The 23725-nt window shown below is 71.7% G+C and carries 19 protein-coding genes; 15 read left to right on the top strand and 4 right to left on the bottom strand.

Going from position 1 to position 23725, the window contains the following annotated elements:
• Positions 1 to 16 precede the first annotated feature (16 nt).
• The 5 genes from ACESMR_RS02175 to ACESMR_RS02155 all read left to right on the top strand — a co-directional run bounded on the left by ACESMR_RS02175 (position 17) and on the right by ACESMR_RS02155 (position 7264).
• Complete coding sequence (locus tag ACESMR_RS02175; protein ID WP_373044679.1) at positions 17 to 580, top strand: chemotaxis protein CheW; 564 nt, start codon at positions 17 to 19, stop codon at positions 578 to 580.
• 17 nt (positions 581 to 597) lie between these two features.
• Positions 598 to 2256 (top strand): methyl-accepting chemotaxis protein, encoded by a 1659-nt coding sequence (locus ACESMR_RS02170; protein ID WP_373044677.1) that lies wholly within the window; start codon positions 598 to 600, stop codon positions 2254 to 2256.
• Complete coding sequence (locus ACESMR_RS02165) at positions 2243 to 4435, top strand: response regulator (protein WP_373044675.1); 2193 nt, start codon at positions 2243 to 2245, stop codon at positions 4433 to 4435. The genes ACESMR_RS02170 and ACESMR_RS02165 overlap by 14 nt, the downstream gene beginning before the upstream one ends.
• A gap of 9 nt (positions 4436 to 4444) precedes the next feature.
• Positions 4445 to 5476, top strand: a complete 1032-nt coding sequence (gene cheB / locus ACESMR_RS02160) for a chemotaxis-specific protein-glutamate methyltransferase CheB (protein WP_373044673.1) — start codon at positions 4445 to 4447, stop codon at positions 5474 to 5476.
• 126 nt (positions 5477 to 5602) lie between these two features.
• Complete coding sequence (locus tag ACESMR_RS02155; protein WP_373044671.1) at positions 5603 to 7264, top strand: sensor histidine kinase; 1662 nt, start codon at positions 5603 to 5605, stop codon at positions 7262 to 7264.
• On the opposite strand, the gene ACESMR_RS02150 is transcribed toward ACESMR_RS02155, so the two are convergent.
• The 3 genes from ACESMR_RS02150 to ACESMR_RS02140 form a co-directional block, all read right to left on the bottom strand.
• Positions 7261 to 7497, bottom strand: coding sequence for a YggT family protein (locus tag ACESMR_RS02150; RefSeq protein ID WP_373044669.1), 237 nt, complete (start codon positions 7495 to 7497; stop codon positions 7261 to 7263). The two genes, ACESMR_RS02155 and ACESMR_RS02150, sit on opposite strands and share 4 nt — an antisense overlap.
• Positions 7498 to 7580: 83 nt before the next feature.
• Positions 7581 to 8390: a glycerophosphodiester phosphodiesterase gene (locus tag ACESMR_RS02145; protein ID WP_373044667.1), complete on the bottom strand. Its 810-nt coding sequence runs from the start codon at positions 8388 to 8390 to the stop codon at positions 7581 to 7583.
• Between the two features lie 77 nt (positions 8391 to 8467).
• Positions 8468 to 9610: a sensor histidine kinase gene (locus ACESMR_RS02140; protein ID WP_373044665.1), complete on the bottom strand. Its 1143-nt coding sequence runs from the start codon at positions 9608 to 9610 to the stop codon at positions 8468 to 8470.
• Between the two features lie 147 nt (positions 9611 to 9757).
• Here ACESMR_RS02140 and ACESMR_RS02135 point away from each other — a divergent pair, with 147 nt between their 5' ends.
• The 7 genes from ACESMR_RS02135 (at position 9758) to ACESMR_RS02105 (ending at position 16916) form a co-directional block, all read left to right on the top strand.
• Positions 9758 to 10330, top strand: coding sequence for a Maf family protein (locus ACESMR_RS02135; protein ID WP_373044663.1), 573 nt, complete (start codon positions 9758 to 9760; stop codon positions 10328 to 10330).
• A gap of 33 nt (positions 10331 to 10363) precedes the next feature.
• Positions 10364 to 10732 (top strand): hypothetical protein, encoded by a 369-nt coding sequence (locus ACESMR_RS02130; RefSeq protein WP_373044661.1) that lies wholly within the window; start codon positions 10364 to 10366, stop codon positions 10730 to 10732.
• Between the two features lie 14 nt (positions 10733 to 10746).
• Entirely contained in the window at positions 10747 to 11844 is a 1098-nt protein-coding gene (locus tag ACESMR_RS02125; RefSeq protein WP_373044659.1) for an AI-2E family transporter, read from the top strand.
• A gap of 19 nt (positions 11845 to 11863) precedes the next feature.
• Complete coding sequence (locus tag ACESMR_RS02120; protein ID WP_373044657.1) at positions 11864 to 12346, top strand: hypothetical protein; 483 nt, start codon at positions 11864 to 11866, stop codon at positions 12344 to 12346.
• 121 nt (positions 12347 to 12467) lie between these two features.
• Positions 12468 to 15161, top strand: a complete 2694-nt coding sequence (gene alaS / locus ACESMR_RS02115; RefSeq protein ID WP_373044656.1) for an alanine--tRNA ligase — start codon at positions 12468 to 12470, stop codon at positions 15159 to 15161.
• 130 nt (positions 15162 to 15291) lie between these two features.
• The gene (locus tag ACESMR_RS02110; protein WP_373044654.1) at positions 15292 to 16437 is read left to right on the top strand and encodes a hypothetical protein; all 1146 of its coding nucleotides are present in this window, start codon (positions 15292 to 15294) and stop codon (positions 16435 to 16437) included.
• A gap of 77 nt (positions 16438 to 16514) precedes the next feature.
• Positions 16515 to 16916, top strand: a complete 402-nt coding sequence (locus tag ACESMR_RS02105) for a hypothetical protein (protein ID WP_373044652.1) — start codon at positions 16515 to 16517, stop codon at positions 16914 to 16916.
• Between the two features lie 74 nt (positions 16917 to 16990).
• On the opposite strand, the gene ACESMR_RS02100 is transcribed toward ACESMR_RS02105, so the two are convergent.
• Positions 16991 to 18349 carry a glutamate--cysteine ligase gene (locus ACESMR_RS02100; RefSeq protein WP_373044650.1) on the bottom strand — a complete coding sequence of 453 codons (1359 nt, stop codon included), beginning with the start codon at positions 18347 to 18349 and terminating at the stop codon, positions 16991 to 16993.
• 110 nt (positions 18350 to 18459) lie between these two features.
• Here ACESMR_RS02100 and ACESMR_RS02095 point away from each other — a divergent pair, with 110 nt between their 5' ends.
• The 3 genes from ACESMR_RS02095 (at position 18460) to ACESMR_RS02085 (ending at position 23653) form a co-directional block, all read left to right on the top strand.
• A complete protein-coding gene (locus ACESMR_RS02095; RefSeq protein ID WP_373044648.1) occupies positions 18460 to 19248 on the top strand; it encodes an EI24 domain-containing protein in 789 nt (262 codons plus the stop codon).
• Between the two features lie 65 nt (positions 19249 to 19313).
• Positions 19314 to 20258 carry a glutathione synthase gene (gene gshB / locus ACESMR_RS02090; RefSeq protein WP_373045211.1) on the top strand — a complete coding sequence of 315 codons (945 nt, stop codon included), beginning with the start codon at positions 19314 to 19316 and terminating at the stop codon, positions 20256 to 20258.
• Between the two features lie 278 nt (positions 20259 to 20536).
• Entirely contained in the window at positions 20537 to 23653 is a 3117-nt protein-coding gene (locus tag ACESMR_RS02085) for an MXAN_5808 family serine peptidase (protein ID WP_373044646.1), read from the top strand.
• Positions 23654 to 23725: the final 72 nt, after the last annotated feature.

Genomic DNA, 23725 nt, shown 5'->3' with positions numbered 1-23725 from the left:
AGCGCCAGGAGCGGAGATGGCGGAGGTGGATTGGGCAGCATTGCGGCAGCGGCTCCACGCCCTCGGCGAGGCGCTGGAGGGGCGCCGCGATCCCGCTGCCAGCGAGGCGCTCCTGCGGGCACGGGCGCGCCGCCTCGCCGCCGTTTCCGCGGAACGCGAGGAGGCCGCCACCGCGCGGGAGCTCCTCGTCGTCCGCCTCGGCGGCGAGCGCTACGCCCTCGCCGCCGGCGACGTGATCGAGGTGGTGCGCCGCCGCGATCTCGCCCCGGTCCCCGGCGTGCCGCCGCAGGTCGCAGGCGTCTTCGGCTACCGAGGCGAGGTCCTCGCCGCCTTCGACCTGCGCCGGGTCCTCGGGCTCGACACCCGCAACGCAGCGGACCGGCTCGTGGTGATCGGCGGCGATCACGCCGAAATGGCGCTCCTCGCCGAGGAGGTGGAGGAGGTGATCGCGGTGGACGAGGCCGCGATCGAAGCCACCTCGCTCTCGCGGGAGGAGCTGGTCCGCGGCCTCGCGCCCGGCGGGCTCCTGGTCCTCGACACCCAGGGCCTCCTCCACGATCCCCGGCTCTTCGTGGGCTGACCAGAAACGGAGACGCGATGCGCACCCCCATCCGCCTGTCGAGAGGCCTCGGCCTCCAGCTCGGCGCCGCCTACGCAGGCCTGCTCCTGCTCGCGCTGCTGCTGGTGCTGGCGAACCTCCATCTCGCCCGCGAGATCCGGAACGACTCCAATTGGCTCCAGCTCAGCGCACGGGGCCCCGCGCTCGTCTACGAGATGCTCTACCTCGCGGAAGCGTACCCCCGCCTCGAGACGGAGCGGCGGCGGGACGCCGCTGCCCGGCTGCGGGCGCTGCTCGAAGCGATGGACCTGCGCTTCCGGGCGCTGCAGGAGGGATCGCAGGCCGAGGCGATCACGCACGCGATCGATCCGGCGGTGACCCCCGCCGTCGAGAGCCGGCAGCGTGCCTGGAGCGAGGAGGTCCGGCCCGGGCTCCAGGCCCTGCTCGACGCCCCGGACCGGCAGGCCGCCGAGAACGCGCGGGCACAGGTCGTCGTGCTCCTCGAACGCTTCGTCGATCGGGTGGGCGAGGGAGTCGAGGCGGCCGAGCGGGCGATGAACGCGAACTTCGACCGGCTGCGCGGCCTGCAGATCGTCTTCGGCCTCGCGTCGATCGCCGTCTTCACCGCGGTCTCCTATCTCCTCCGCGGCCTGCTCCGGCGGGTGCGCCGCCTCGCCGACACCGCCAACCGCATCGCCGGCGGCGAGCTCGGCCTCCGGGCGGACGTCACGGGCGGCGACGAGATCGCGCAGCTCGGCGCCGCCTTCGACACGATGACCGACAAGCTACAGCACAACATCGCCGTGGAGCAGCGCGGCCGCGCGCAGCTCGAGGGCTTGCTCGCGGAGATCGAGGAGACCTCGGTGCGGGTCGCCTCCGCCTCCGGCCAGATCTTCGCCAGCGCCACGCAGCAGGCGGCAGGCGCGCAGGAACAGGCAGCGGCGGTCTACGAGACCCTCACCGCGGTGGACGAGGTCCAGAAGACGTCCGAACAAGCGGCGGAGCGGGCGCGCAACGTGGCCGATTCCGCGCAGCAGAGCGAGGAGGCCGGGCGCACCGGCCGCCGTGCGGTGGAGGACGTGGTCGGCGTGATGGACACCGCGAAGGGACGCGCCGATTCGGTGGCGGAGAGCATCCTCGCCTTCGCCGAGCAGACCCAGGCGATCGGCGAGATCGTCTCCACCATCACCGAGCTCGCGGAGCAGACCAACATCCTCGCGCTCAACGCGGCGATCGAGGCCTCCCGCGCCGGCGAGCACGGCAAGGGCTTCGCGGTGGTGGCTGCGGAGGTGAAGGGCCTCGCCGACGAATCGAAGAAGGCCACGGTGCAGGTGCGGCGGATCCTCGGCGAGATCCAGCGGATGGCCAACCGCGCGGTGCTCTCCACCGAGGAGGCGTCGAAGAGCATGAACGCCGCGATGGAGGCGGCGCGCCGCGCCGGCGAGACCATCGCCACCCTGGCCGACGTGATCGCGGACGTGGCCCAGTCCGCCGCCGCGATCTCCAACTCCACCGAGCAGCAGACCCTCGGCCTCTCGCAGATCCACCAGGCGATCAAGGACATCAACCAGGTGGCGTCCGCCAACCTCAACGCGGTGAAGCAGACCGAGCAGGCGGCCCAGGATCTCAACAACCTCGGCAACCGGCTTCGCGAGATGCTGGGTGCTGGCCGCGAGGCGGCCCATGGGAATCGATGAGCTGCAGCGACGGCTCCTCGCCACCTTCGCCGAGGAGCTGGCCGAGCAGGGCGCGGCGCTGGAGCGCGAGCTGCTCGCGATCGAGCGGGATCCGGGCGCGCCGGTGGCGGAGCCGGTCCGCGCGATGCTGCGGATCGCCCACGCGCTGAAGGGCGCCGCGCGGGCGGTGGCCCTCGCGCCGGTGGAGCAGCTCTGCCACAAGGCCGAAGCGCTCCTCGGGGCGGTGCGCGACGGGGAGGCGCCGCTCGACGGGCGGCGGCTGGAGCTGCTCCTGGAGCTGGCGGATCGGCTGCAGGGCACCGCTGCGGCGCTGCGGGCCGGCGAGCCGGTGGACGAAGCGGCGCTGGGAGCGCTGGCCGCCGCGCTCGAACAACCCGGGGCAGCGGCGCCGGCGGCGGCTGCGCCCAGCCGCGCGGAGGCGCCGCCGCCGCTTCCCCCGGCGGAGGAGCCCGGAGGCGCCCCCCGCGGCGGATCCCTGCGCGTCTCCACCCAGGAGATCGACGACCTCGTCGCCTGGAGCGGCGAGCTGCTCGTCAGCAGGGGACGGATCGAGCGGCGGGCAGCGCAGCTCTCGCCGCTGCGCGCCGTGGCGCAGCGCAGCCACGTGGCGCAGCGGCGCCTCGCCGCCCTGCGCCCGGCGGCTGCCGATCGGGGACGCTGGCGCGAGATGCTGGACGAGCTGGCGCTGCCGGTGGAGGAGCTCGCCCACGGCCTCGAACGCCTCGAGCGCGCCATGACCGAAGACGCCCGCGAGCTCTCCCGGGTGGCCCGCGCCGTCGAGACCCGCGTGCGCGAGGTGCGGATGGTGCCCTTCGCCCAGGCGACCGAGGGGCTCGAGCGCGCCACCAGGGACCTGGCGCGAAGCGAGGGGAAGGAGGTGCGCCTCGAGCTCCGGGGCGGCACGGTGCGCCTCGATCGCGCCGTGGCCGAGGGGCTGCGGGACCCGCTGCTCCAGCTGCTCCGCAACGCGATCGATCATGGCATCGAGCCCCCGGACGAACGCGAAGCCGCCGGCAAGGAGCGCCACGGCACGTTGCGCGTCGCTGCGGAGCTCCGGGGCGATCAGGTGGCGGTGCGCGTCGAGGACGACGGCAGGGGCGTCGACCTCGACGCGATCCGCCGGGCAGCGGAGCGGGCGGGCCTGGAAGCGCCCGCCAGTCCCAGCGAGGCGGCGCAGCTCCTCTTCCGCCCCGGCTTCTCCACCAGGTCCACCGCCGACGCGATCTCGGGCAGGGGCGTCGGCCTCGACGTGGTCCGCGGCGGCATCGAGGCGCTGCGTGGCTCCGTCTCCCTCGGCTGGCGTCCCGGCGGTGGGAGCCGCTTCCTCCTCACCGTGCCGCTCACCCTGGGGACGAGCCGGGTGCTCCTGGTCCGCGCCGGCGGCGAGCGGCTCGCCGTCCCGGGCGGCGCGGTGGAGCGCGTGGCCCGGATCGCCCGGGACTCGATCCACACGCTGGAGGGGCGCGAGGTCGTGGAGATCGGCGGCTGCCCGGTGGCCCTCGCCTCCCTCGCCGGGACGCTGGGGCTGCCGGAACGGGAGCGCGAGGTGCCCGAGGCGTCGTTTCCGGTGGTGGTGATCGGAACCAGGGAGCGCCGCGCCGCCTACGCGGTGGAGCACCTCGACGGCGAGACCGAGGTCCTCGTCAAAACCCTCGGGCGGCGGCTGCGCCGGGTGGCCTTCGTCTCCGGCGCGGCGCTCCTGCCGGAGGGGGCCCTCGCCCTGATCGTGCAGCCCTCGGACCTCGTCGACGCGACCCTGGGCGGCAGGCCGGGGCGTCGCCTCGCCGAGATCTTCGCCCCGCCCCCTGCGGAACGGCGGCGCCGGGTGCTCCTCGCCGACGACTCCCTCACCACCCGCAGCCTCGAGCGCAGCATCCTCGAATCAGCGGGCTACGAGGTCCTCGCCGCAGTCGACGGCGCCGAGGCCTGGCAGCTTCTGCAGGAACAGGGCGCCGATCTCATCGTCGCCGACGTGGAGATGCCCCGGATGGACGGCTTTACCCTCACCGAGACGGTGCGGAGCTCCCGCCGCTTCCGGGATCTGCCGGTGGTGCTGGTGACCAGCCTCGACACCGAGGCGGATCGGGCCCGGGGGCTCCAGGCAGGCGCCAACGCCTACATCGTGAAGAGCGCTTTCGATCAGAAGGGGCTGCTCGACACCGTGGCACAGCTCCTGTAGGGGATCGGCATGATCCGCGCGCTGGTCGCCGACGACTCCCCCACCGCCCGTTCCCTCCTCGCAGCGCTGCTGGCCGCCGACCCGGAGGTCGAGGTGGTGGGTGAGGCGCAGGACGGAGCAGAGGCGGTGGAGCTCGCCCGTCGCCACAGACCGGACGTGATCACCATGGACATCCAGATGCCCCATCTGGATGGGTTCCAGGCCACCAAACGGATCATGACCGAGGCGCCGACGCCCATCGTGATCGTCTCCGGCCTCGACGTCCGCGACGTGGCGGTCTCCCTCGAAGCGCTGCGGGCCGGCGCGCTTGCGATCCTCCCCAAGCCCGGCGGCCCCGGCTCCACCCAATTCGAGCAGGAGAGCCGCCATTTCGTCGCCACCGTGAGGGCGATGGCCCGGGTGAAGATCGTGCGCCGCAGCCGCGAGGCCCCGGTGGCGACGCCTTCGCCTCCCCCGCTGCCGATTCCGCGCAGGGCGGCGCGTCCCGAGGTGGTGGGCGTGGTCGCCAGCACCGGCGGTCCCGCCGCCCTCCACAAGATCCTCGCGGCGCTTCCCCGGGATTTTCCCCGTCCGGTCCTGGTGGTGCAGCACATCGCCATCGGCTTTGCCGAGGGCCTCGCCCACTGGCTCGACGGCGCCTCGAAGCTCGACGTCCGGGTGGCGCAGCACGGCACCCGTCTCGAGCCCGGCGTGGTCCACATCGCCCCGGACAACCGCCACCTCGGCGTCTCCCACGACGGCGGCGCGGTGCTCCTCTCCGACGCGCCGCCGATCGGCGGCTTCCGCCCCTCCGGCACCTTCCTCTTCGAGTCGATGGCCCGCTCCCTCGGCGCCGCCTCGCTGGGGCTGGTGCTCACCGGGATGGGACGGGACGGAGCGGATGGCCTGCGGGCGATCCGCCAGGCGGGCGGCACCGTCGTCGCCCAGGACGAGGCCACCTCGGACGTCTTCGGGATGCCGGCCGCGGCCATCAACGAGGGGCTCGCCGATCTGGTCCTTCCCCTCCCGGCGATCGCCAGCCAGCTGACAGAGATCGTCTGAGCCCTCCCCCTGGCGGGATTTCAATTGGCTGCCACCTGTTCCACAATTCGAGCTCTCCCGGGCGCTTCGAGGGTGGAATTGGCACACACGGAACGCATTCCCAGCCAGACGAGCCGGAACGAAGCCGTGCGCGGCGCCGCCCTCCTCGAGCGCGTCGGCTGGGCACGGGCCGCGGAGCTCCTCCACGCCTGTCTCGATCCGGTGGGCGGGGCAGTGGCCCTCTTCGACACCAGCCATGGCGCCCGGCAGCTCGGGCCCGCCGGTTTCGAGACCCTCGAAGGCGATCCGACCTGGCATGCGGTGGGTCTGCAGGCGATCGCCCGGGCTGCGCCGGTCGAGCTGATCGTCGCCGACCGCGTCCTCGCGGCGGTGCCCGTCCTCTTTCGCAACGAGGTGGTGGGCGCCGTCGCCTGCGCCTCCAGCAGCGTCGACCCGGTGATGCTCCGGGCCCTGGTCGCAGCGGCGGCCCGGGCGATCGGCGAGCTCGCCGCGCGGGCGGCTCTCGACGCGGAACACGCCCGCCTCCTCGCCAGGGAGCAGGAGGCCCGCGCCGACGCGGAGGCCGCGCAACGCCGCCTCGCCTTCCTCGATCAGGCGAGCTCGGTCCTCTTCGCCGCGCCGCTCGACGCAGGCGAGCGACTCGAGACCCTGGCGCGCCTCGCGGTGCCCGACCTCGCGGATTGGTGCTGGGTCGATCTCGCGGTGGCCCCCGATGCGGTGGAGCGATCGGCGATGGCGCAATGGAACCCCGCCGGCGCCGAGATCGCCGCGGCCCAGAAGGGCCGGCGCATCGTCCGCATCGGCGCCGAGCCCGGCGCCGGGCAGGTGCTGCGGACCGGCGAGCCCGTCGTCGTCGACGATCCCACCGCCCACCGGGCAGCGGGCGGCGCCGACGCCGGGCTGTTCACCGAGCTCGGGGCCAAATCGGCCCTGGTGATGCCGCTCCGGGTGCCGGGCAAGACCCTGGGGACGATGACCTTCCTCTTCGCCGAGTCGAACCGCCGCTACGCGCCGGCGGATCTCGCCCTCGCCTCCGACCTCGCGCAGCGCGCCGCGCTGGCGGTGGACAACGCCCGCCTCTACCAGGAGGCGTCCCGCGCCAGCCGCGCCAGGGAGGAGATGATCGCGGTCGTCTCCCACGACCTGCGCAACCCACTCTCCTCGATCCTGGCCAACGCCGGGGTGCTGAAGAAGAAGCTACCCCCCGGCGATCTCGGCGAACGCATCCTCAACCGGGCGGAGGGGATCCGCCGCAGCGCCGAGCGGATGAACCACTTGATCCGCGACCTCCTCGACATCTCGCGGATCGAGTCGCAGGAGCTGCAGCTCGAGCGGAGCAGCCACGACCTCGGCAGCCTGGTCGGCGAGGCCCTCGAGATGTTCCAGCCCCTCGCCGGCGAGCAGAAGCTCCGCCTGGTGGCGGAGATCGACGAAGGTGCCGGCAGGGTCGACTGCGACCGGGAGCGGGTGCTCCAGGTCCTCTCCAACCTCCTCGGCAACGCGCTGAAGTTCACGCCGGCAGGGGGCACCGTGCGCCTGGTCGCCAACCTGCCTCCCGGCGAGGTGCGGATCGGCGTGGAGGATACCGGTCCCGGCATCGCCCCGGAGAACCTCCTCCACATCTTCGACCGCTACTGGCAGGTCCGGGCCAGCGGCAGGGCGGGCGCCGGCCTCGGCCTCTCCATCGCCAGCGGGATCGTGAAGGCCCACGGCGGCAGGATCTGGGCGGAGAGCGAGCTCGGCAGGGGCAGCACCTTCTGGTTCACGTTACCCTGCGGCTCGGCTTAGGCAGAAAGCAGCATCCGCTGCACCACCCGGATCCCGATCAGCACCACCATCGGCGAGAGATCGAGACCACCGAAGGTGAGGTGGCGCGACAGCGGCCGCATCCAGGGATCGGTCAGGGTGCCCACGAAGCGGACCAGCGGGTTCTCGGGGTCGCGGACGACCCAGGAGAGGATCACGCGGACCAGCACCACGATCCAGACCAGGTTGAGAAACTGCGCCACCATCACGCTCATCGTTGCTCCGAAGCCTCCGGAAGGGCCCGACGGGCCGGTTGGCCGCGAGCCGCGGCGCTACCGGAACACCCCGCAACGTGCGGTCATGCCGGGCGCTCGTCCAGCACCCGGCGGAGAAGGTCCGGCCGGTCCGTCATAACGCCCCCGACGCCGTCCTGCACCAACTGCCGCATCTCCGCCTCGTCGTCGATGGTCCAGACGTTCACCCAGCGGCCGTAGGCGGTGGCGGCCCGCACGAAGTCGGCATCGACGAGGCGCATCCCCTGGTAGGTGAGCGGCATGTCGAGGACGAGCCAGGGATCGTCCGCCGGGGGCGGCGCCCCGAGCTTGAGCGCCATCACCACCGCGGTGAGCGCATCCCGCGGGTAGAAATGGCAGCCCTCGGGGAGGAGCCGCACCAGGGCCTTGCCCACCTCGTCGTGCTCGGAGCCGATGCAGACCCGCTCCACCGCACCCTCCTCGCGGAGGAGATCGACGAAGGCCCCCGCCGCGTCGGCGCTGGCGGGCTTGAAGTCGATGTTGAAGCGCAGGGAGGGAAAGGCGCGGAGGGCCTCCCGCAGGGTGGGGATGCGCACGCCTGCGCCGCGGAAGGGAAAGGTCGCGCCGCCGTCGGGAGTGAAGCGGTACCCGGCGTCGAGGCGCTGCAGCACCGCGAGGTCGAGGGCGTCGACCCTGCCGGCGCCGTCGGTGCACCGGTCCACGGTGTCGTCGTGGAAGACGACGAGGGCGCCGTCGGCGCTCACCTGCACGTCGGTCTCGAGCACCGCCGTCCGGTAGCGCTCCACCGCTGCGCCGAAGGCGACCAGCGTGTTCTCCGGCGCGAGCAGGGCGCCGCCACGGTGGGCGATGTGGAGCGTGGGCCGCAGCCCGCGGAAGAAGGGATGGTCGGGCATCGCCGGATCTCCGGTGGAGGTTTCGGCGCATCCTATCCCGCAACGGTCGCCCTTATCGTGACGCTTCGAGAGCGGCGTCAGGCGTCCTGGGGTGCGGCGGGGAGGAAGACCGAGACGGTGGTCCCTCGATCCAGCGTGCTCTGCACCTCGATCGTGCCGCCGTGCCGGTCGACGATCTCGCGGACCATCGCGAGGCCGAGGCCGGTTCCGCCCTCGTCGGTGCGGGTGGTGAAGAACGGGTCGAAGATCTTCGGAAGCACCTCGGGGGTGATGCCCCTGCCGGTGTCGGTGATCTGGAGGAGCGCCCTGCCCTCGCTGCCGCCGACGCGGAGGCGGACCCGGTGCCGCCCCGGCTCGCCCGGCGGAATCGACTGCGCCGCGTTCACGAGCAGGTTGAGGAGCACCTGCCCGAGCTGCACCGGGTCGCCCACGATGGGCGGCGCTTCGTCCCGCTCGAAGGAGAGCTGCGCCCGCGAAAGGATCTCGGCGCGGCAGAGACGCAGGGTCGACTCGGCGAGCTCCGCCGGACGCAGCCGCTCGGTGGGGGCGGGCTGTTCCCTGGCGTGGACCCGGATCGTCTCGATCAACGATTTGAGCTGCTTCGCCGCTGCCTTGCAGTCGGCGAGGACCTTGTGCATGTCGGAGGTGAGGGGCGACGCGCCTTGCGCCTCCTCGAGCTTGCCCAGCTTCCGTGCGAGCCGATCGACGCCGAGCGTCACCGTGCCCAGCGGCGTCTTCATGTCGTGGCTGACGCCTGCGGTGGCGAAGCCGAGAGAGGCGAGCCGCTCGCTGCGGAGCATCTTGAGCTGCAGATCGCCGACCATGCTCCCGAGGGCGAAGAGATCGATGGCGGTGCGCAGGACCGCCCGCAGCTCGTCCTCCCGCCAGGGCTTGGAGATGAAGCGGTAGACCTCGCCCCGGTTGATCGCGTCGAGAGCGGCGCGGGTGTCGACGAAGGCGGTGACGATCATCCGCACCACCTCGGGGTGGGCCTCCTTCACCTTCTCGGCGAGGGTGATGCCGGTCATCCCCGGCATGCGCTGATCGGCGAGGAGCACCGCGATCGGCTCGGACGCGAGGATCTCCAGGGCCTCCTCGCCGCTCTGGGCGGTTCGCACGGCAAACTCGTCGGAGAAGACCAGACGGAAGACCGTCAGGTTGTTCCGTTCGTCATCGACGTAGAGCACCGGATACCGGTGGGTATCCGTTCGATGCCACATGCGACGCCTGCCCCCTTTGGCCCCGGCGCCCGGGACCTTGCTCCCTTGCCCTTCGGCCTGCAGCGAAGCCGCCGAATGCTACCATCCGGGGCAGGGCTGCCGCGAATAATGTGAATGCGCCAGTGACCCCTCCAGCCAGGAGCTCCGATGCCCACCCTCGTCCTCGCCTCGACCTCCCCGGCACGCCGGGCCCTGCTCGAACAGGTGGGGCTCGATTTCCGCTGCGAGGCGCCGGGGGTGGAGGAGCAGCTCGATCCGGCGGCGGATCCGGTGGCACAGGCCGAGTCCCTCGCGATGCAGAAGGCCCGGGCGGTGGCGGAGCGGAACCCCGGGGCGATCGTGATCGGCGCCGACCAGGTGCTGGCCCTGGGCGGCCGTGCGCTGGGCAAGCCGGCGGACGAGGCGGAGGCGCGGGCGCAGCTCGGGGAGATGGCGGGGCGCTCCCACGCCCTGGTGAGCGGCGTCGCCGTGCTCGGGCCCGGCGGGACCTTCGTCGGCAACGAGGAGACGCGGCTCACCGTGCGGGCGCTGTGTCCGGAGGAGATCGAGGCCTACCTCGCCACCGGCGAATGGCAGGGCTGCGCCGGTGGCTACCGGGTCGAGGCCCGGGGACTCGCGCTCTTCGAGCGGATCGACGGCGATTGGACCAACGTCCTCGGCCTGCCGATGCCGCTCCTCCTCGGCGAGCTCCGCCGCCGCGGCGTCCCCCTCTTCGGCTGACGGCGCACCGGCGCTGTGCTAGTCGGCAGGGCGATGCACGCGCCCGACCTCCATCCCGGCCCCGGCGACAGGGACAACACCCTGCTCGTGGTGCTCATCGCCCTGCTCTCGCTACCGGCGATCGGCATCGTCTGGGTGTGGCTGCGGCGGGCCGACTTCCTGCTGCCGCGGGCGATCGACGGGACCCTCGCCCAGGCCAACGACGATCCGCTCCTGCTCGCCGCGGTGGTGAACCTGGGCCTCCTCCTCGCCACCGGCGTGGTCTGGATCTGGCGCGACGCGAAGCGCCGCCTTGTCGGGGTGGTGGGGCGCACCACCTGGGTCGTGGCGCTCCTCTTCCTGGGCGCGATCGGCCTCTGGATCTACCTGGCTGCCAGGCCTCGCCTTCCGCCCCGCCGGTGACCATCGTTTGCGGGATGGACGAGCAGCCCGCAAACCCCTCCCTCGACAGGCGCCACGCGGATCTCGCCTTCGCGGCCTCCGTCGTCTTCGGGATCCTGATCTGGGCGGTGGTCTACCTCTGGTTCCCGGGCGTGGCGACGATGCTCTTCCTCGGCGCCATCCTCGCCTACGCCCTGCTCCCGCTGGTGGACTGGCTCCACCGCAAACACGTGCCCCGGGTCGCCGGCGTCCTCCTCGTGGCGCTGGTCGGAGCGGGCCTCATCGCTCTCATCGTGGTCCTGATGGCGCCGGCGGTGGCGCTGCAGATCGCCGAGCTGCCGGAGATGGTGCGGGAGACCTGGTCGCAGCTCCGCGGCGTCTGGGACGGGCTGCGCGACCGCATCCCCGCCAACCTCGCGGACGACGTCGAGCGCTTCTCCTCCTCGCTGGAGCAGCGGGCACAGGATGCGCTCCCCGGCGCCTCCACCCTCACCGACTGGGCGAGCCGGGCGGCGAGCGGCGTGGGCACCGTGGCCTCGGCGATCGTCTTCGTGCCGATCTTCGTCTTCCTCATGCTGCGCGGCTACCACCGCTTCGTGGACCGCAGCGCCGACCTGGTGCCCCCCCGCTGGCGCGACCGCTTCTTCGAGCGCTCCACCCAGGCCGACGAGGTGCTCTCCGGCTTCATCCGGGGCCAGCTGCTGGTGGCGGTGATCACCGGCGCCCTCTACGCCCTGGCCTTCACCATCATCGGCGTGCCGCTCGCGCTGGTGGTGGGGCTGCTCGCGGGGCTCGGCGAGCTCGTCCCCTTCCTCGGCGGCGCCATCGCCCTCGTGCTCGCCTCGCTCCTCGCCCTCGCAGGCGGCAACCCGATCGACGTGCTCTGGGTGGTCGTCGCCTTCGCCGCGGTGCAGACCCTCGAGGGCGCGCTGATCTCGCCGTGGATCATGGGGCGCAAGGTGCAGCTCGGACCGTCGATCGTGATCGTCGCGCTGGCGGTGGGCAGCCAGCTCTTCGGTTTCATCGGGCTGCTCGCAGCGGTGCCGATCGCGGCGGTTCTCAAGGTGGCGGCCCGCGCGGCGATCGACGCCTATCGGGCGAGCCCCTTCTTCCTGCGGCGCCACGCCCCCTGATGCTGGTAGGTTGGCCGCCATGCGAAACCTGCTTCTCGCCCTCGCCCTCGCGGCGGCGGCTGCCACCGCCGCCTGCAGCGAAAACACCAGCGATCCCGAGGCCACCTTCCGGCTCTTCGTCGAGAAGGTGCAGCAGCGGGACGCCGACGCAGCCTGGGAGCTCCTCGCCCCGGCGACCCGCGAGCGCTTCACGAAGCTCGTGCAGGAGCGGAGCGAGGCCTCCGGCGGTGCGCTCCCCGACGACCCGAAGCAGGTGATCCTCGGGGGCGCGCAGCTCGCCCGGCCGCTCGAGAAGATCGAGGTGGTCGAGGAGCAGGCGGAGACCGCCACCCTGCTGGTGACGGCAGGTGGCGAAACCGACCGGGTCCGGATGGTCCGCACCGGCGAGGGCTGGCGGGTGGAGGTCGAGGCGCCGACGGCTCCCCCGGCTGCCGCCGCGCCTGCCCCCGCGGCGGCGGAGGCGGAGGCAGCTGGAGAAGAGCCACCCGCCCCACAGCGTTGACGCTCCGGATGCCGTCGGTTATCGGATCCGCTTCTTGACGGCCCGCGGGCGGAAGAACGCGGGTCCGGCCGGGTTTTCCATCCAGCGCTTTTCGACCGATCCACTCCCTGCAAGGCAAGACATGTCCACCCCTCGCACCGCCGCCGAGATCCGCTCGGCCTTCCTGCAGTTCTTCGAGCAGCGCGGGCACCGCGCCGTCCGCAGCTCGTCCCTCGTCCCCGCCAACGATCCCACCCTGCTCTTCACCAACGCAGGCATGGTGCCGTTCAAGGACGTCTTCACCGGCCGCGAGAAGCGTGATTACAGCCGCGCGACCACCGCCCAGAAGTGCGTGCGGGCCGGCGGCAAGCACAACGACCTCGAGAACGTGGGCTACACCGCGCGGCACCACACCTTCTTCGAGATGCTCGGCAACTTCTCGTTCGGCGACTACTTCAAGCGCGACGCCATCGACTTCGCCTGGCAGTTCGTCACCGGGACCCTCGGCCTCGACCGGTCGCGGCTCGCCGTCTCGATCTTCGAGGGCACCGACGCCATCCCCGCGGACGACGAGGCGGGCAAGCTCTGGCGCGAGGTCGCCGGGGTCGAGGAGGAGCGGATCATCCGGCTCGGCCTCAAGGACAACTTCTGGATGATGGGCGACACCGGCCCCTGCGGCCCGTGCTCGGAGATCCACTACTTCCAGGGCGCCGACATCGCCTGCGCCGAGGAGCAGGCCGGCAGAAGGTGCCAGGGCGTCGCGTGCGACTGCGATCGCTGGCTGGAGATCTGGAACCTGGTCTTCATGCAGTTCGAGCGCGATGCCGACGGCAACATGAAGCCGCTGCCGCGCCCGTCCATCGACACCGGCGCAGGCCTCGAGCGCATCGCCGCGGTGGTGCAGGGCAAGCGCTCCAACTACGACACCGATCTCCTCCAGAAGGTGATCGCCGCTGCGGCGAAGCTGGCGGGCCTCGACTACGCCGGGGCCACCGAGGATCAGAAGACCTCGCTCCGCGTCATCGCCGACCACGCCCGCGCCACCTCCTTCCTCGTGGGCGACGGCGTGCTCCCCTCCAACGAGGGACGCGGCTACGTGCTCCGCCGGATCATGCGCCGGGCGATTCGCCACGGCACCCGCCTCGGCCTCGACAAGCTCTTCCTCTTCGAAGTCTGCAGGGCGGTGGTGGCCGAGATGGGCGCCGCCTACCCGGAGCTCGTGGACGGCGAGAAGTTCATCCTCGAGGTGGCCCGCAACGAGGAGGAGTCCTTCCGCCGCACCCTCTCCCGCGGCCTCACCCTGATCAACGAGGAGATCGACTCCCGCAAGGGCGGCGATCCCATCCTCCCCGGCGACGTGGTCTTCAAGCTCTACGACACCTACGGCTTTCCGGTGGACCTCACCCGGATCATCGCCTCGGAGCACGGCTTCCACATCGACGAGGACGGCTTCAACCGCGCCCTCGAGGAGCAGCGGGAGCGCTCCTCCTTCGCCGGCTCCGGCCAGGAGGCGGTGGGCTCGCTCTACCTCGAGCTCGCCAACGAGCTGGGCGACACCGAGTTCGCTGGCTACGAGGGCAACGGCCTCGAGGGCCGCGGCAGGGTCCTCGCCCTGGTGAAGGGGGGCGGCAGGGTCCGGACCGCGCAGGCCGGCGAGGAGATCGAGGTGATCCTCGACCGCACCCCCTTCTACGGCGAGAGCGGTGGCCAGGTCGGCGACCAGGGCGCGCTCACCGGCCCCGCGGTCGACGGCGCCAGGGGCGAGCTGCGGATCGAGATCCACGACACCCAGAAGCCCACCGCCAACCTCATCGTCCACCGCGGCAAGGTGGTCTCGGGCACGGTGCACGAGGGCGAGGAGCTCCTCGCGCTGGTGGACGGCGAGCGCCGGCAGTCGATCCGCGCCAACCACTCCGCCACCCATCTCCTCCACCGGGTGCTCAAGGACGTCCTCGGCGAGCACGTGAAGCAGGCGGGCTCGGTGGTGGCGCCGGACTACCTGCGCTTCGACTACACCCACTTCGCCGCGCCGGCCCCCGAGGAGCTCGAGACGATCGAGGAGCGGGTCAACCGGATGATCCGGGACAACGCCGGCGCCGGCACCGAGGAGCTCACCCTCGACGAGGCCCGGGCCTCCGGGGCGGTGGCGCTCTTCGGCGAGAAATACGGCGACCGCGTCCGCGTGGTGCAGGTGCACCCCGCCTCCCGCGAGCTCTGCGGCGGTACCCATGTGGCCCGCACCGGCGACATCGGCTTCTTCAAGATCCAGAGCGAGTCGTCGATCGCAGCAGGCGTGCGCCGCATCGTCGCGGTGAGCGGCGAGGGCGCGCTGCAGTACGTGCAGCAGCGCGACCGCGAGCTCCGGAACGCCGCGGCGCTCCTCCGGGCAGCCCCCGAGGACCTCGCCGAGAAGATCGAGGCCTCGCAGAAGCGCACCCGCGATCTGGAGAAGGAGCTCGACGCCCTCCGCAAGCAGCTCGCCGCGGCCAAATCCGGCGACCTGCTCTCCCAGGCTCGCGAGATCAAGGGGATCCGCGTCCTCGCCACCAGGGCCGAGGGCGACGCCCGCGACCTGCGCGACCTCGCCGACAAGCTCCGCGACAAGATCGGCTCGGGCCTCATCGCCCTGGGCGGCGAGGCGGACGGCAAGGCGGTCCTCCTCGTCACCGTGACCCCGGACGTGGTGGCCAAGGGGATCAAGGCCGGCGACATCATCAAGCAGATCGCCACCGAGGTCGGCGGCAGGGGCGGCGGCAAGCCCGATCTCGCCCAGGCCGGCGGGCCGGATCCGAGCGGCCTCGACCGCGCCCTGCAGCGGGTCTACGAGTTGATCTGACCGCAGCGAAGGCCGCCCCCCGGGGCGGCCTTTCCATTTCGGCCGAAGACCCGCCGGGGGCAGCACGCTGCGGCCCCTTCGTCGCTCCCATCTGCTAAGGGAGGTGGCGCAACCGAGAAGGGGAGGCTCCATGCGCAACGTGCTCGACGACGTCTACGGTTCCCTGCTGGTGGTCCGCCCGCCCGTCCCGGTCACCGTCAACAAGGCCGGTGCGAACTACAAGAGCGAGGTCGCCCACCTCAGCTACTCGCCCCGCACCGCCTACGACGAGTGGCTCGGGGTCTGCGAGGGGATCCTCGCCCTCGGCGGCGACGCCCTCTTCGATTTCGAGCCGGAGGACGACCCCTTCCTCGACCAGGGCGATCTGCGCGTCGACGCAGCCGGCAACATCCAGCCCCTCGCCGGCGGCGCCCACCTCGGCCAGATCGACCAGGTCCTCACCGGCAGGGTCTTCGCCGCCAACGGCCCCTGGGTGGTGATCGAGGATCGGAAGATGCGGGCGCTGCTGCCCCACATGCTCACCCACCGCCTCGAGGAGGAGGGCTACTACCGGCGCCTCCTCGCCAGGATGGCGGAGGCCGGTGGCTACGAGCTCTCCGTGGCGAAGAATCCCCACCGCTGGGAGGGGATGGCCGACGTGGCGGTGGTCGGCGACCGGGTGGTGCTGACCTACACGGTGCCCGGCCACTACGACCAGAACACCACCCCGAAGACCCAGCGCTCGGTGCGGGAGGGCGTGCAATACGCCGCCGACTTCGCAGGGGTGCCGGCAGGGGCGCGGCTCTACGCGGAGCTCGTCTACCCCCACTTCCACGGCGACACGGTCCACTTCGGCGCCAGGCCCGCTGCGGGCGGCGCCAGGCTGGTGCACTACGCGGGCGGTCTCTGGGGCGACGGCGCTACCCGGGTCGCCGCGGCGCTCGAGGCCGGGGCGATCCTGCCGATCGACAGGGAGGACGCGGTCGCTCAGTACGCCGGCAACTCCCGGCAGGTGGAGCGCGGCGTGCTGGTGCCCGACGGCGTGAGCGCGGGCTTCGAGGGGATGCTCCGGGAGCAGGGGCTCGCGGTGCGGCGGTTGCCGCTCTTCGAGCTCTTCGGCAAGGCCGGCGGCGGCCCCGCCTGCGCCACCCTCTACCTGCCCCGGAACCTCGAGCTGCCCGCGGACTTCCCGCTGCGCTACAGCGTGCGGCGGGAGGAGGCGCGGGCCCGCCGCGAGCGCATCCCGGAGCAGGTGCAGGTGGACGCCGGCTGGTTCGAGGGGCGGAAGCGCGGCTAAGGCCGCGGATTCACAGGGCGTGAGAAAATCGACGCGCCGGTTGAAGGGAAATTCCGGGCTGGCGCGTCTTCGCTCGCATGAGCCGCGAGCACAACATCGAACTCTCCTCCACCGACAAGGCCGCCCTCTGCATGATCTTCGTGGACGGCCGGATCGCGGTGGTCTCCCATGGCGCCGCCTCCACCACGGTCCGCACCGGCCAGGAGGTCCGCTGGATGGTGCGGCCCCGGCGCCGCAACGCCGGGTTCGCCGTGATCGACAGCTTCCGCGGGGAGGCGACCCTCCTCGTCGAGGGGCGCTGCGATCCGGTGGTGACGATCGGGGAGCCGGTTCTCGTCCGGGCGAGCAGGACGCGCCGCGGCACCGCTGCGGCGGAGACGCCGCGGGCCCGCCGCGTCACCGCGGCGCGGAGCACCGCCACCCCGAAGCGCGCCGCCGCCCCCAGGGCCGCAGCAGCCAGCAGACGCCGCAACGGCTGAAGCTGCGTGCGAGAACGCCCGCCTCCTCTCGCCGAGGAGCCGGGCGTGCCGCGTTCCGACGGTCGTGCTGCCGATCAGTAGGCCATCGCCGCGATCAGCTTGGCCGGATCCCCGCCCAGGTCGCCGTTCCAGCGCGCCCGCCACACGTCGGCAGGGGACCGGCCCGATTCGAGCACCTGCTCGATCGCCCGCAGCACCACCCGCTCGTCGTCCCCCGCAGCGTTGCGGCAGGCCTGGCGCTCCAGCCCGGCAGCAGCGATCCGGTAGAGCTCCCTGGCGAGGTCGAGGACGCCGCCCTTGCTGCAGCTCGCCCGCAGGCCGTGGCGCGCCACGTCCCGCTGCAGGGTGAGGCGCTCCTCGAAGCGCATCCCCGCGGTGAGGGCCTCCGCTGCTGCACAGGCGTCCGCGTCGTAGAAGATCCCCTTCCAGATCGCCGCCAGCGCCGCGTTCATCTCGGAGTCGGCGACGTCCGCCCCCCGGACCTCGATCACCGTCTTCAGCCGGACCTCGGGGAAGAGCGTGGTGAGGTGGTCCTCGAAATCGCCCATGGTGGCGCGGTGTTCGCCGAGCCCCTCCGCCATGTAGCGGCGGAAGGTGAGGTGGTTCGCCTTGATGTAGCGCCCCGCCCGCCGCACGAAGAACATCGGCACGTCGAGGGCGTACTCGACCCAGCGCCGGTAGCCGAAGTCCGGATCGAAGACGAAGGAGAGCAGGCCGCAGCGATCCGGGTCGACCTCGTTCCAGACGCCGTAGCGGTAGCTGGCGTAGCCGGAATCCTTCCCGTCGACGAGGAAGGAGTTGGCCCAGATCGCCGAGACGATCGAGGAGACGGCCATGCCCGCGCGCATCTTGCGGGCCATGTCCTCCTCGGAGTCGAAGTCGTAATTCGCCTGGACCGTGGAGGTCATCAGCATCATGTCGAGGGCGAGCCTGCCGCGGGTGGGCAGGTATTCGCGCATGACGCCGTAGCGGATCTTCGGCATCCAGGGAGCGGTGCCGGTGGTGCCGAAGGGGCGGTAGCCCACGCCGAGCCAGGAGATCCCCAGCTCCGCGCCGATGGCCTTCGCCTGGGCGATGTGGTGGAGGAGTTCGTCCCTGCAGGCGTGGGTGGAGGTGTAGGGCCTGCCGGAGAGCTCGAGCTGGCCACCGGGCTCGAGGGAGAGGGTGGCCCCGGCGCCGCGGCCGGCGATCGGATTTCCCTCCTCCGCCCAGGGGGTGAAGCCGTAGCGCTCGAAGCGCTCGAGCACCGTGCGGATCCCCCGGCGCCCCTCGTAGGGGACGGGCTCGGGTGTGGTCCCCAGGAAGCCGAATTTCTCGTGCTCCATCCCGACCTTCCAGTCGCTCTTCGGCCGCTCCGCGCGGCGGAAGATCGCGACCAGGTCGTCGAGGGAGGAGATCGGCGGGCTGCTGTCTTTGTCGAGGTCGAGGGACATGGGCGGCGGAAGGTAGCGGGGCGAGGTTTGGGGAGCAAGAATCGGAGGACGACTGGGCGTGGCTGTGGATGTATGAACGTTCCTGCGGTTTCGCGCGTTCTGCCCTTTCGATGAGCGTTCCCCTACCAGCCCCGCTTCGAGCCGCAGGCTTCGGCGGCGGATTCGCCCTGCCCTTCCACGCCCTGCACCTGGTCGTCGCGGTGCCCGCCCTGCGGCGCTGGGCGCTGGCGATGGCGGCGATCACCGCCCTCTCCCTCCTCGCCCTGGTGGCAGGGCTGCTGCTCGGCGTGCCCGTAGCCCTCGGGGCGCTCTGGACCAGGCCCGAGGGGTGGCTGGTGGCGCTCTGGTACCTCGCCGCCCTGGCCCTCGGCGCTGTGGGACTGGTGGTCGGCGTCGCCGCGGTGCCCGCGGTGGTCACGGCGCCCCTCGCCGATCCGCTGGTGGAGGCAACCGAGCGGCACCTCGGCCTGCAGGGCCCGGGCGCCGGGGGGCTCGGGCGTCTCGCTGCGGAGGCCGCCGCCGGCGTGCGCAAGGCGGTGCTTCGGGTGAGCCTCCTCCTCGCAGGCCACGCCCTGCTCCTGCCGCTCTGGCTCCTACCCGGCGCGGGTCACGCAGCCTGGAGCCTGCTCTCGGTGGCCTGGACCATCTTCTGGCTCGCCTTCGAATACCTGGACATCCCGGCGAATCGCTTCGGCTGGCGCTTCCGCGAGGTGGCCCGGACCCTCCGCGCCCATCCGGCGACCACGTTCGGCTTCGGCGCGGCGGTCTACCTGCTCTTGTGGGTGCCGGTGCTCAACACGCTCTTCATCCCGGCGGCGACGGTGGGGGCGACGATCCTCTTCCACGAGCTTCGTGCTGCAGGCGGCATCCCTGCGGGCGGCGGCGCACCAAAGCGCTGACGACGGCGCCGCGCCCCGCTATAGGAGGGGCGTTGCTCCCAAGCGAAAGGCAGCCAGCCGTGGAGATGCTCTTCCTGATGGACCCGCTGGAGAAGGCGGCGCCGGACAAGGACACCACCTGGGCGCTGATGCGCGAGGCGAGGGCCCGGGGCCACGCCACCTTCTTCGCCTCGGCGGACGATCTCTCGCTGGAGGGCGGCACGCCGGTGATCCGGGCCCGGCCGGTCGCCGTCCCCACGAGCGGCGGCGCCTTCCGCTGGGAGGGCGAGGCGAGCTGGCGGGAGGTCTCCGGCTTCCCCATCGTCTGGCTCCGGACCGATCCGCCCTTCGACGACCGCTACGTGGAGGCGACCTGGATCCTGGAGCGGGTCGATCCCGCGCGCTGCCGGGTGCTCAACGATCCGGCAGGCGTGCGCGCCGCCAACGAGAAGCTCTACGCGCTCCGCTTCCCGGAGGTCTGCCCCACCACCCTCGTCACCGCCGACAGGGCCCGTCTCCGGGCCTTCGTGGAGGAGCACGGCGAGGTGGTGCTCAAATCGCTCGCCGGCTACGCAGGCGAGGGGATCCTCTTCGCGCAGCGGGGGATGCGGGGGCTCAACGCCCTGCTCGAGGCGGCGACGCCCCGGGGCGCGCGCTGCGAGGCGCAGGTCTACCTCCCCGAGGCCGCAGCAGGCGACAAGCGCATCCTCCTCCTCGACGGCGAGCCGCTGGGCGCGGTGCTCCGCGTCCACGGCGCCGGCGAGGAGCGGAACAACCTCCACCTCGGCGGCAGCGCTGCGCGGACTGCGCTGGACGAGGACGATCTGCGCATCGTGCGCACGATCGCCTCGCAGCTCCGGGCCGACGGACTCGTCTTCGTGGGGATCGACGTCATCGGCGGCAAGCTCACCGAGGTGAACGTCACCTCGCCCACGGGGATCCAGGAGCTCGAGGAACACGAGGGCCGCGGCGCCGTCGCCCGGGTGATCGCCTGGTGCGAGCAGAACGCACCCGGGGTCCGCCCCGCGTAGCCGGAGGCAGCGCCCGCACGCCGCTGCTCGCCCTTCGAGCGGGCCCGCGGCCTTCTTTCGCCTTCCGGGTTGGATTGCGTCGATTCGCGTGTTGCAGCCGGCAACCGGGACCTCGGGATGGATTCCCGCGGGACCCGCTGTTGGCTTTCCGGGTTGGGGTTCGTGCGCCCATGTTCCTTGAGGGCGCCCGATCCCCTGCCTATGATCCAAGAGATCGTGCCGTGGACTCGCCACGGTAGACCGCGAGCGAACCTTCCAAGATGCCGGGAGCTCCCAGGATGATCCGAATCGCCGCCCGTGCGGCAGCCCTCGTCGCCCTCGTTGGCGCGTGGAGTCTCGCTGCGGGGAACCGCCTCGTGCCCGTCCTCTCCGAGGCGCGGGCCGCTTCCCCCGCTTCGCAGGAGGAGGGGTCCCACGACCTCGCCTCCCTCAAGATCTTCAACCGGGTCGTCCTCCTCGTGAAGGAGAACTACTTCGATCCCTCCCGGATCAGCCCGCAGCAGATGCTCGTCGACGCCCTCGACTCGGTGGAGAAGGAGATCCCCGAGGTGATGGTGGACGGCGACGTGAAGACCGGCGCGGTCAAGGTCACCGTCGGCGGCAAGACCGCGTCCTTCTCGGTGACGGACGTCGACTCGATCTTCAAGATGAGCCTCCGCCTCGGGCAGGTGATGGGCTTCGTCCAGAAGAACCTCGACGCCGGCCACCCCGAAGAGGACCTGCGAAACATCGAGTACGCCCTGGTCAACGGCATGCTCTCCTCCCTGGATCCGCACTCGGTGCTGCTCAAGCCCGAGTACTTCAAGGAGATGCGCCTCAACACCAAGGGTGAGTTCGGCGGCCTCGGCTTCGTCATCTCGATGCGCGAGGGCGAGCTGACCGTGGTCAAGGTGCTCAAGGGCACCGCCGAGAACCCGACCCCCGCCTTCACCTACGGCATCAAGCCGAAGGACCGCATCCTCCGCATCGGCGACGAGTCCACCGTGAACATGGACCTCTCCGAGGCGGTGGAGCGCCTGCGCGGCAAGCCGGGCTCCAAGATCGACATCATGGTGGCGCGCAAGGGCTGGAAGGAGCCCCGGGTGATGTCGATCCCGCGCGCGATCATCGAGATCGAGTCGGTGGTCCACAAGCTGCTCTCGAGCAACGTGGGCTACGTGCGGATCAAGAACTTCCAGGGCAACACCGCGCGCGACGTGCAGAACGCCGTCAAGGCGATGCGCGCCGAGGCGGGCGGCAAGATCAAGGGCCTCGTGCTCGATCTCCGCGGCAACCCCGGCGGCCTCCTCGAGCAGGCGATCCAGGTCTCCGACCTCTTCGTCGACGAGGGCTCGATCGTCACCACCGTGGGCATGAGCAACAAGCTCCGCGAGGTGAAGCGGGCCACCGACAGCGGTGACGCCCTCGAGAAGACGCTGCCCATCGCCGTGCTGGTCAACGGCGGCTCGGCCTCCGCTTCGGAGATCGTCTCCGGCGCCCTCAAGAACCTCGATCGCGCCGTGGTGATCGGCCGCACCACCTTCGGCAAGGGCTCGGTGCAGGTCCTCTACGACTTCCCCGATCTCTCCGCGCTCAAGCTCACCATCGCCCAGTACCTCACCCCCGGCGACGTCTCGATCCAGGAGACCGGCGTGACCCCGGACATCGAGCTGGTGCCCTCGCGGGTGGACAAGAAGGAGGTCAACCTCTTCGCGCCGGTGAAGACCATGCGCGAGGCCGACCTCGACGCGCACCTGGCCAATCCGGCGGACGGCGCGGAGAAGATCGCCAAGAAGAGCAGCCCCGACGAGAAGCCGCTCCTCAGCCTCCGCTACCTCCGCGACGACGTGAAGCTCGACGAGGACGAGGCCGCCCTCGAGGACGAGGAGGCACTCGAGGAGGAGCTCTCCGAGGAATTCGTCGAGGACTTCCAGATCCGCTTCGCTCGCGACTTCGTGCTCTCGGTCCCCTCCTCCACCCGCAGCGGCCAGCTGAAGGCGATGGGCGACTTCGTCGCCAAGCGCGCCGCCGTGGAGGAGAAGCGCATGGAGAAGGCGATCGTCGACCTCGGCGTCGACTGGTCGGCTGCAGCGGCGACGGTCACCCCCGCCTCCGCGGTGAAGGGCGGTCCCCTCGAGGCGACGCTCACCCCGGGCCCCGCCACGCCGATCCGGGCTGGCGAGAAGGTCCAGATGCAGCTCCAGGTGAAGAACACCGGCAAGGCGCCGCTCGCACAGCTGCGCGCCTGGACCGAGTCGGAGAGCAACCCCTACCTCGATCGCCGGGAGTTTCTCATCGGCGCCCTCGCCCCCGGCCAGCAGAAGAGCTGGTCCGTGGAGGTCGAGCTCCCGAAGGACCTCGCCTCGCGCCGCGACGCGGTGGTGGTGAAGTTCGAGGATGCTTCGGGCGAGAAGCTGCAGGAGCTGCACGCCGAGCTCGACATCGTCGAGGTCCCCAAGCCGCGCTTCGCCTTCACCTGGCAGGTGATCGACAAGGAAGGCGACGGCGACGGCATGCCGGATCCCGGTGAGAAGCTCACCCTCGCTCTCGACGTGAAGAACGTCGGCCCCGGCGCCTCGAGCGACGTGACCTACGCGTCGATCAAGAACAAGGGCAACGAGAAGATCTTCATCGAGAAGGGGCGCCACAAGCTCGGCGAGCTGGCCCCCGGCGCCCTCGGCAACGGCCACTTCGAGTTCGAGCTGAAAAAGGGCTACGCGGAGAAGACCGTGCCGCTCCAGCTCCTGGTCTTCGACGAGAAGCTCGAGGAGATCGTGGTGGAGCAGCTCGAGATCCCGGTGGACGGCGCCCAGCTCGCGGCGCAGCCGGCGAAGGGCCTCTTCCGCGTGGCGAAGGACGGCTTCGTCCGGGCAGCGCCCAACAGCGACTCCCCCACCCTCGCCCGGATCCAGAAGGGCGCCGTGCTTCCGGTCGAGGCGCGGGTGGGCCCGTGGGCCCGGGTGGAGTGGAACAAGGGCCGCATCGGCTATGTGCAGCTCGAGGCCGAGGAGAAGCTCGCCACCAGGGGCAAGGCTGCCTTCGCCGGGGTGGAGAGCAGGATGTGGCGCAACCCGCCTCGGATCAGCCTCGACGTCGACACGTCGAAGGGCGGCGTGGCGGTGGACGACGACCACTACCAGCTCGGCGGCACCGTCGAGGATCCGGAGCTGCGCGACGTCTTCGTCTTCGTGAACGACCAGAAGGTCTTCTTCGCCCCCGGTGGCGGCGCCGACGGCAAGCTCCGCTTCGACGCCCGCTTCCCGCTCAAGGAAGGCGCCAACCACGTGGTGGTGGTGGCCCGCGAGGGCAACGAGCTGACCAGCCGCAGGGCCTTCACCGTCCTCCGCCGGAAGGGCGAGATCGCGGCGAAGTCCGATGCCGGTGGGAAGACCCAGAAGGCCACACCCATCCGCTGAGGTCGGAGGCCCGGCACGAGAAGGCCCGTGCCCCCTCGAGGGGCGCGGGCCGTGCCGTATCGCCCCTCCTTG

This window comes from Vulgatibacter sp. (assembly GCF_041687135.1).
Taxonomy (GTDB): domain Bacteria; phylum Myxococcota; class Myxococcia; order Myxococcales; family Vulgatibacteraceae; genus JAWLCN01.
This window is presented reverse-complemented; position numbering and strand designations above follow the sequence as displayed.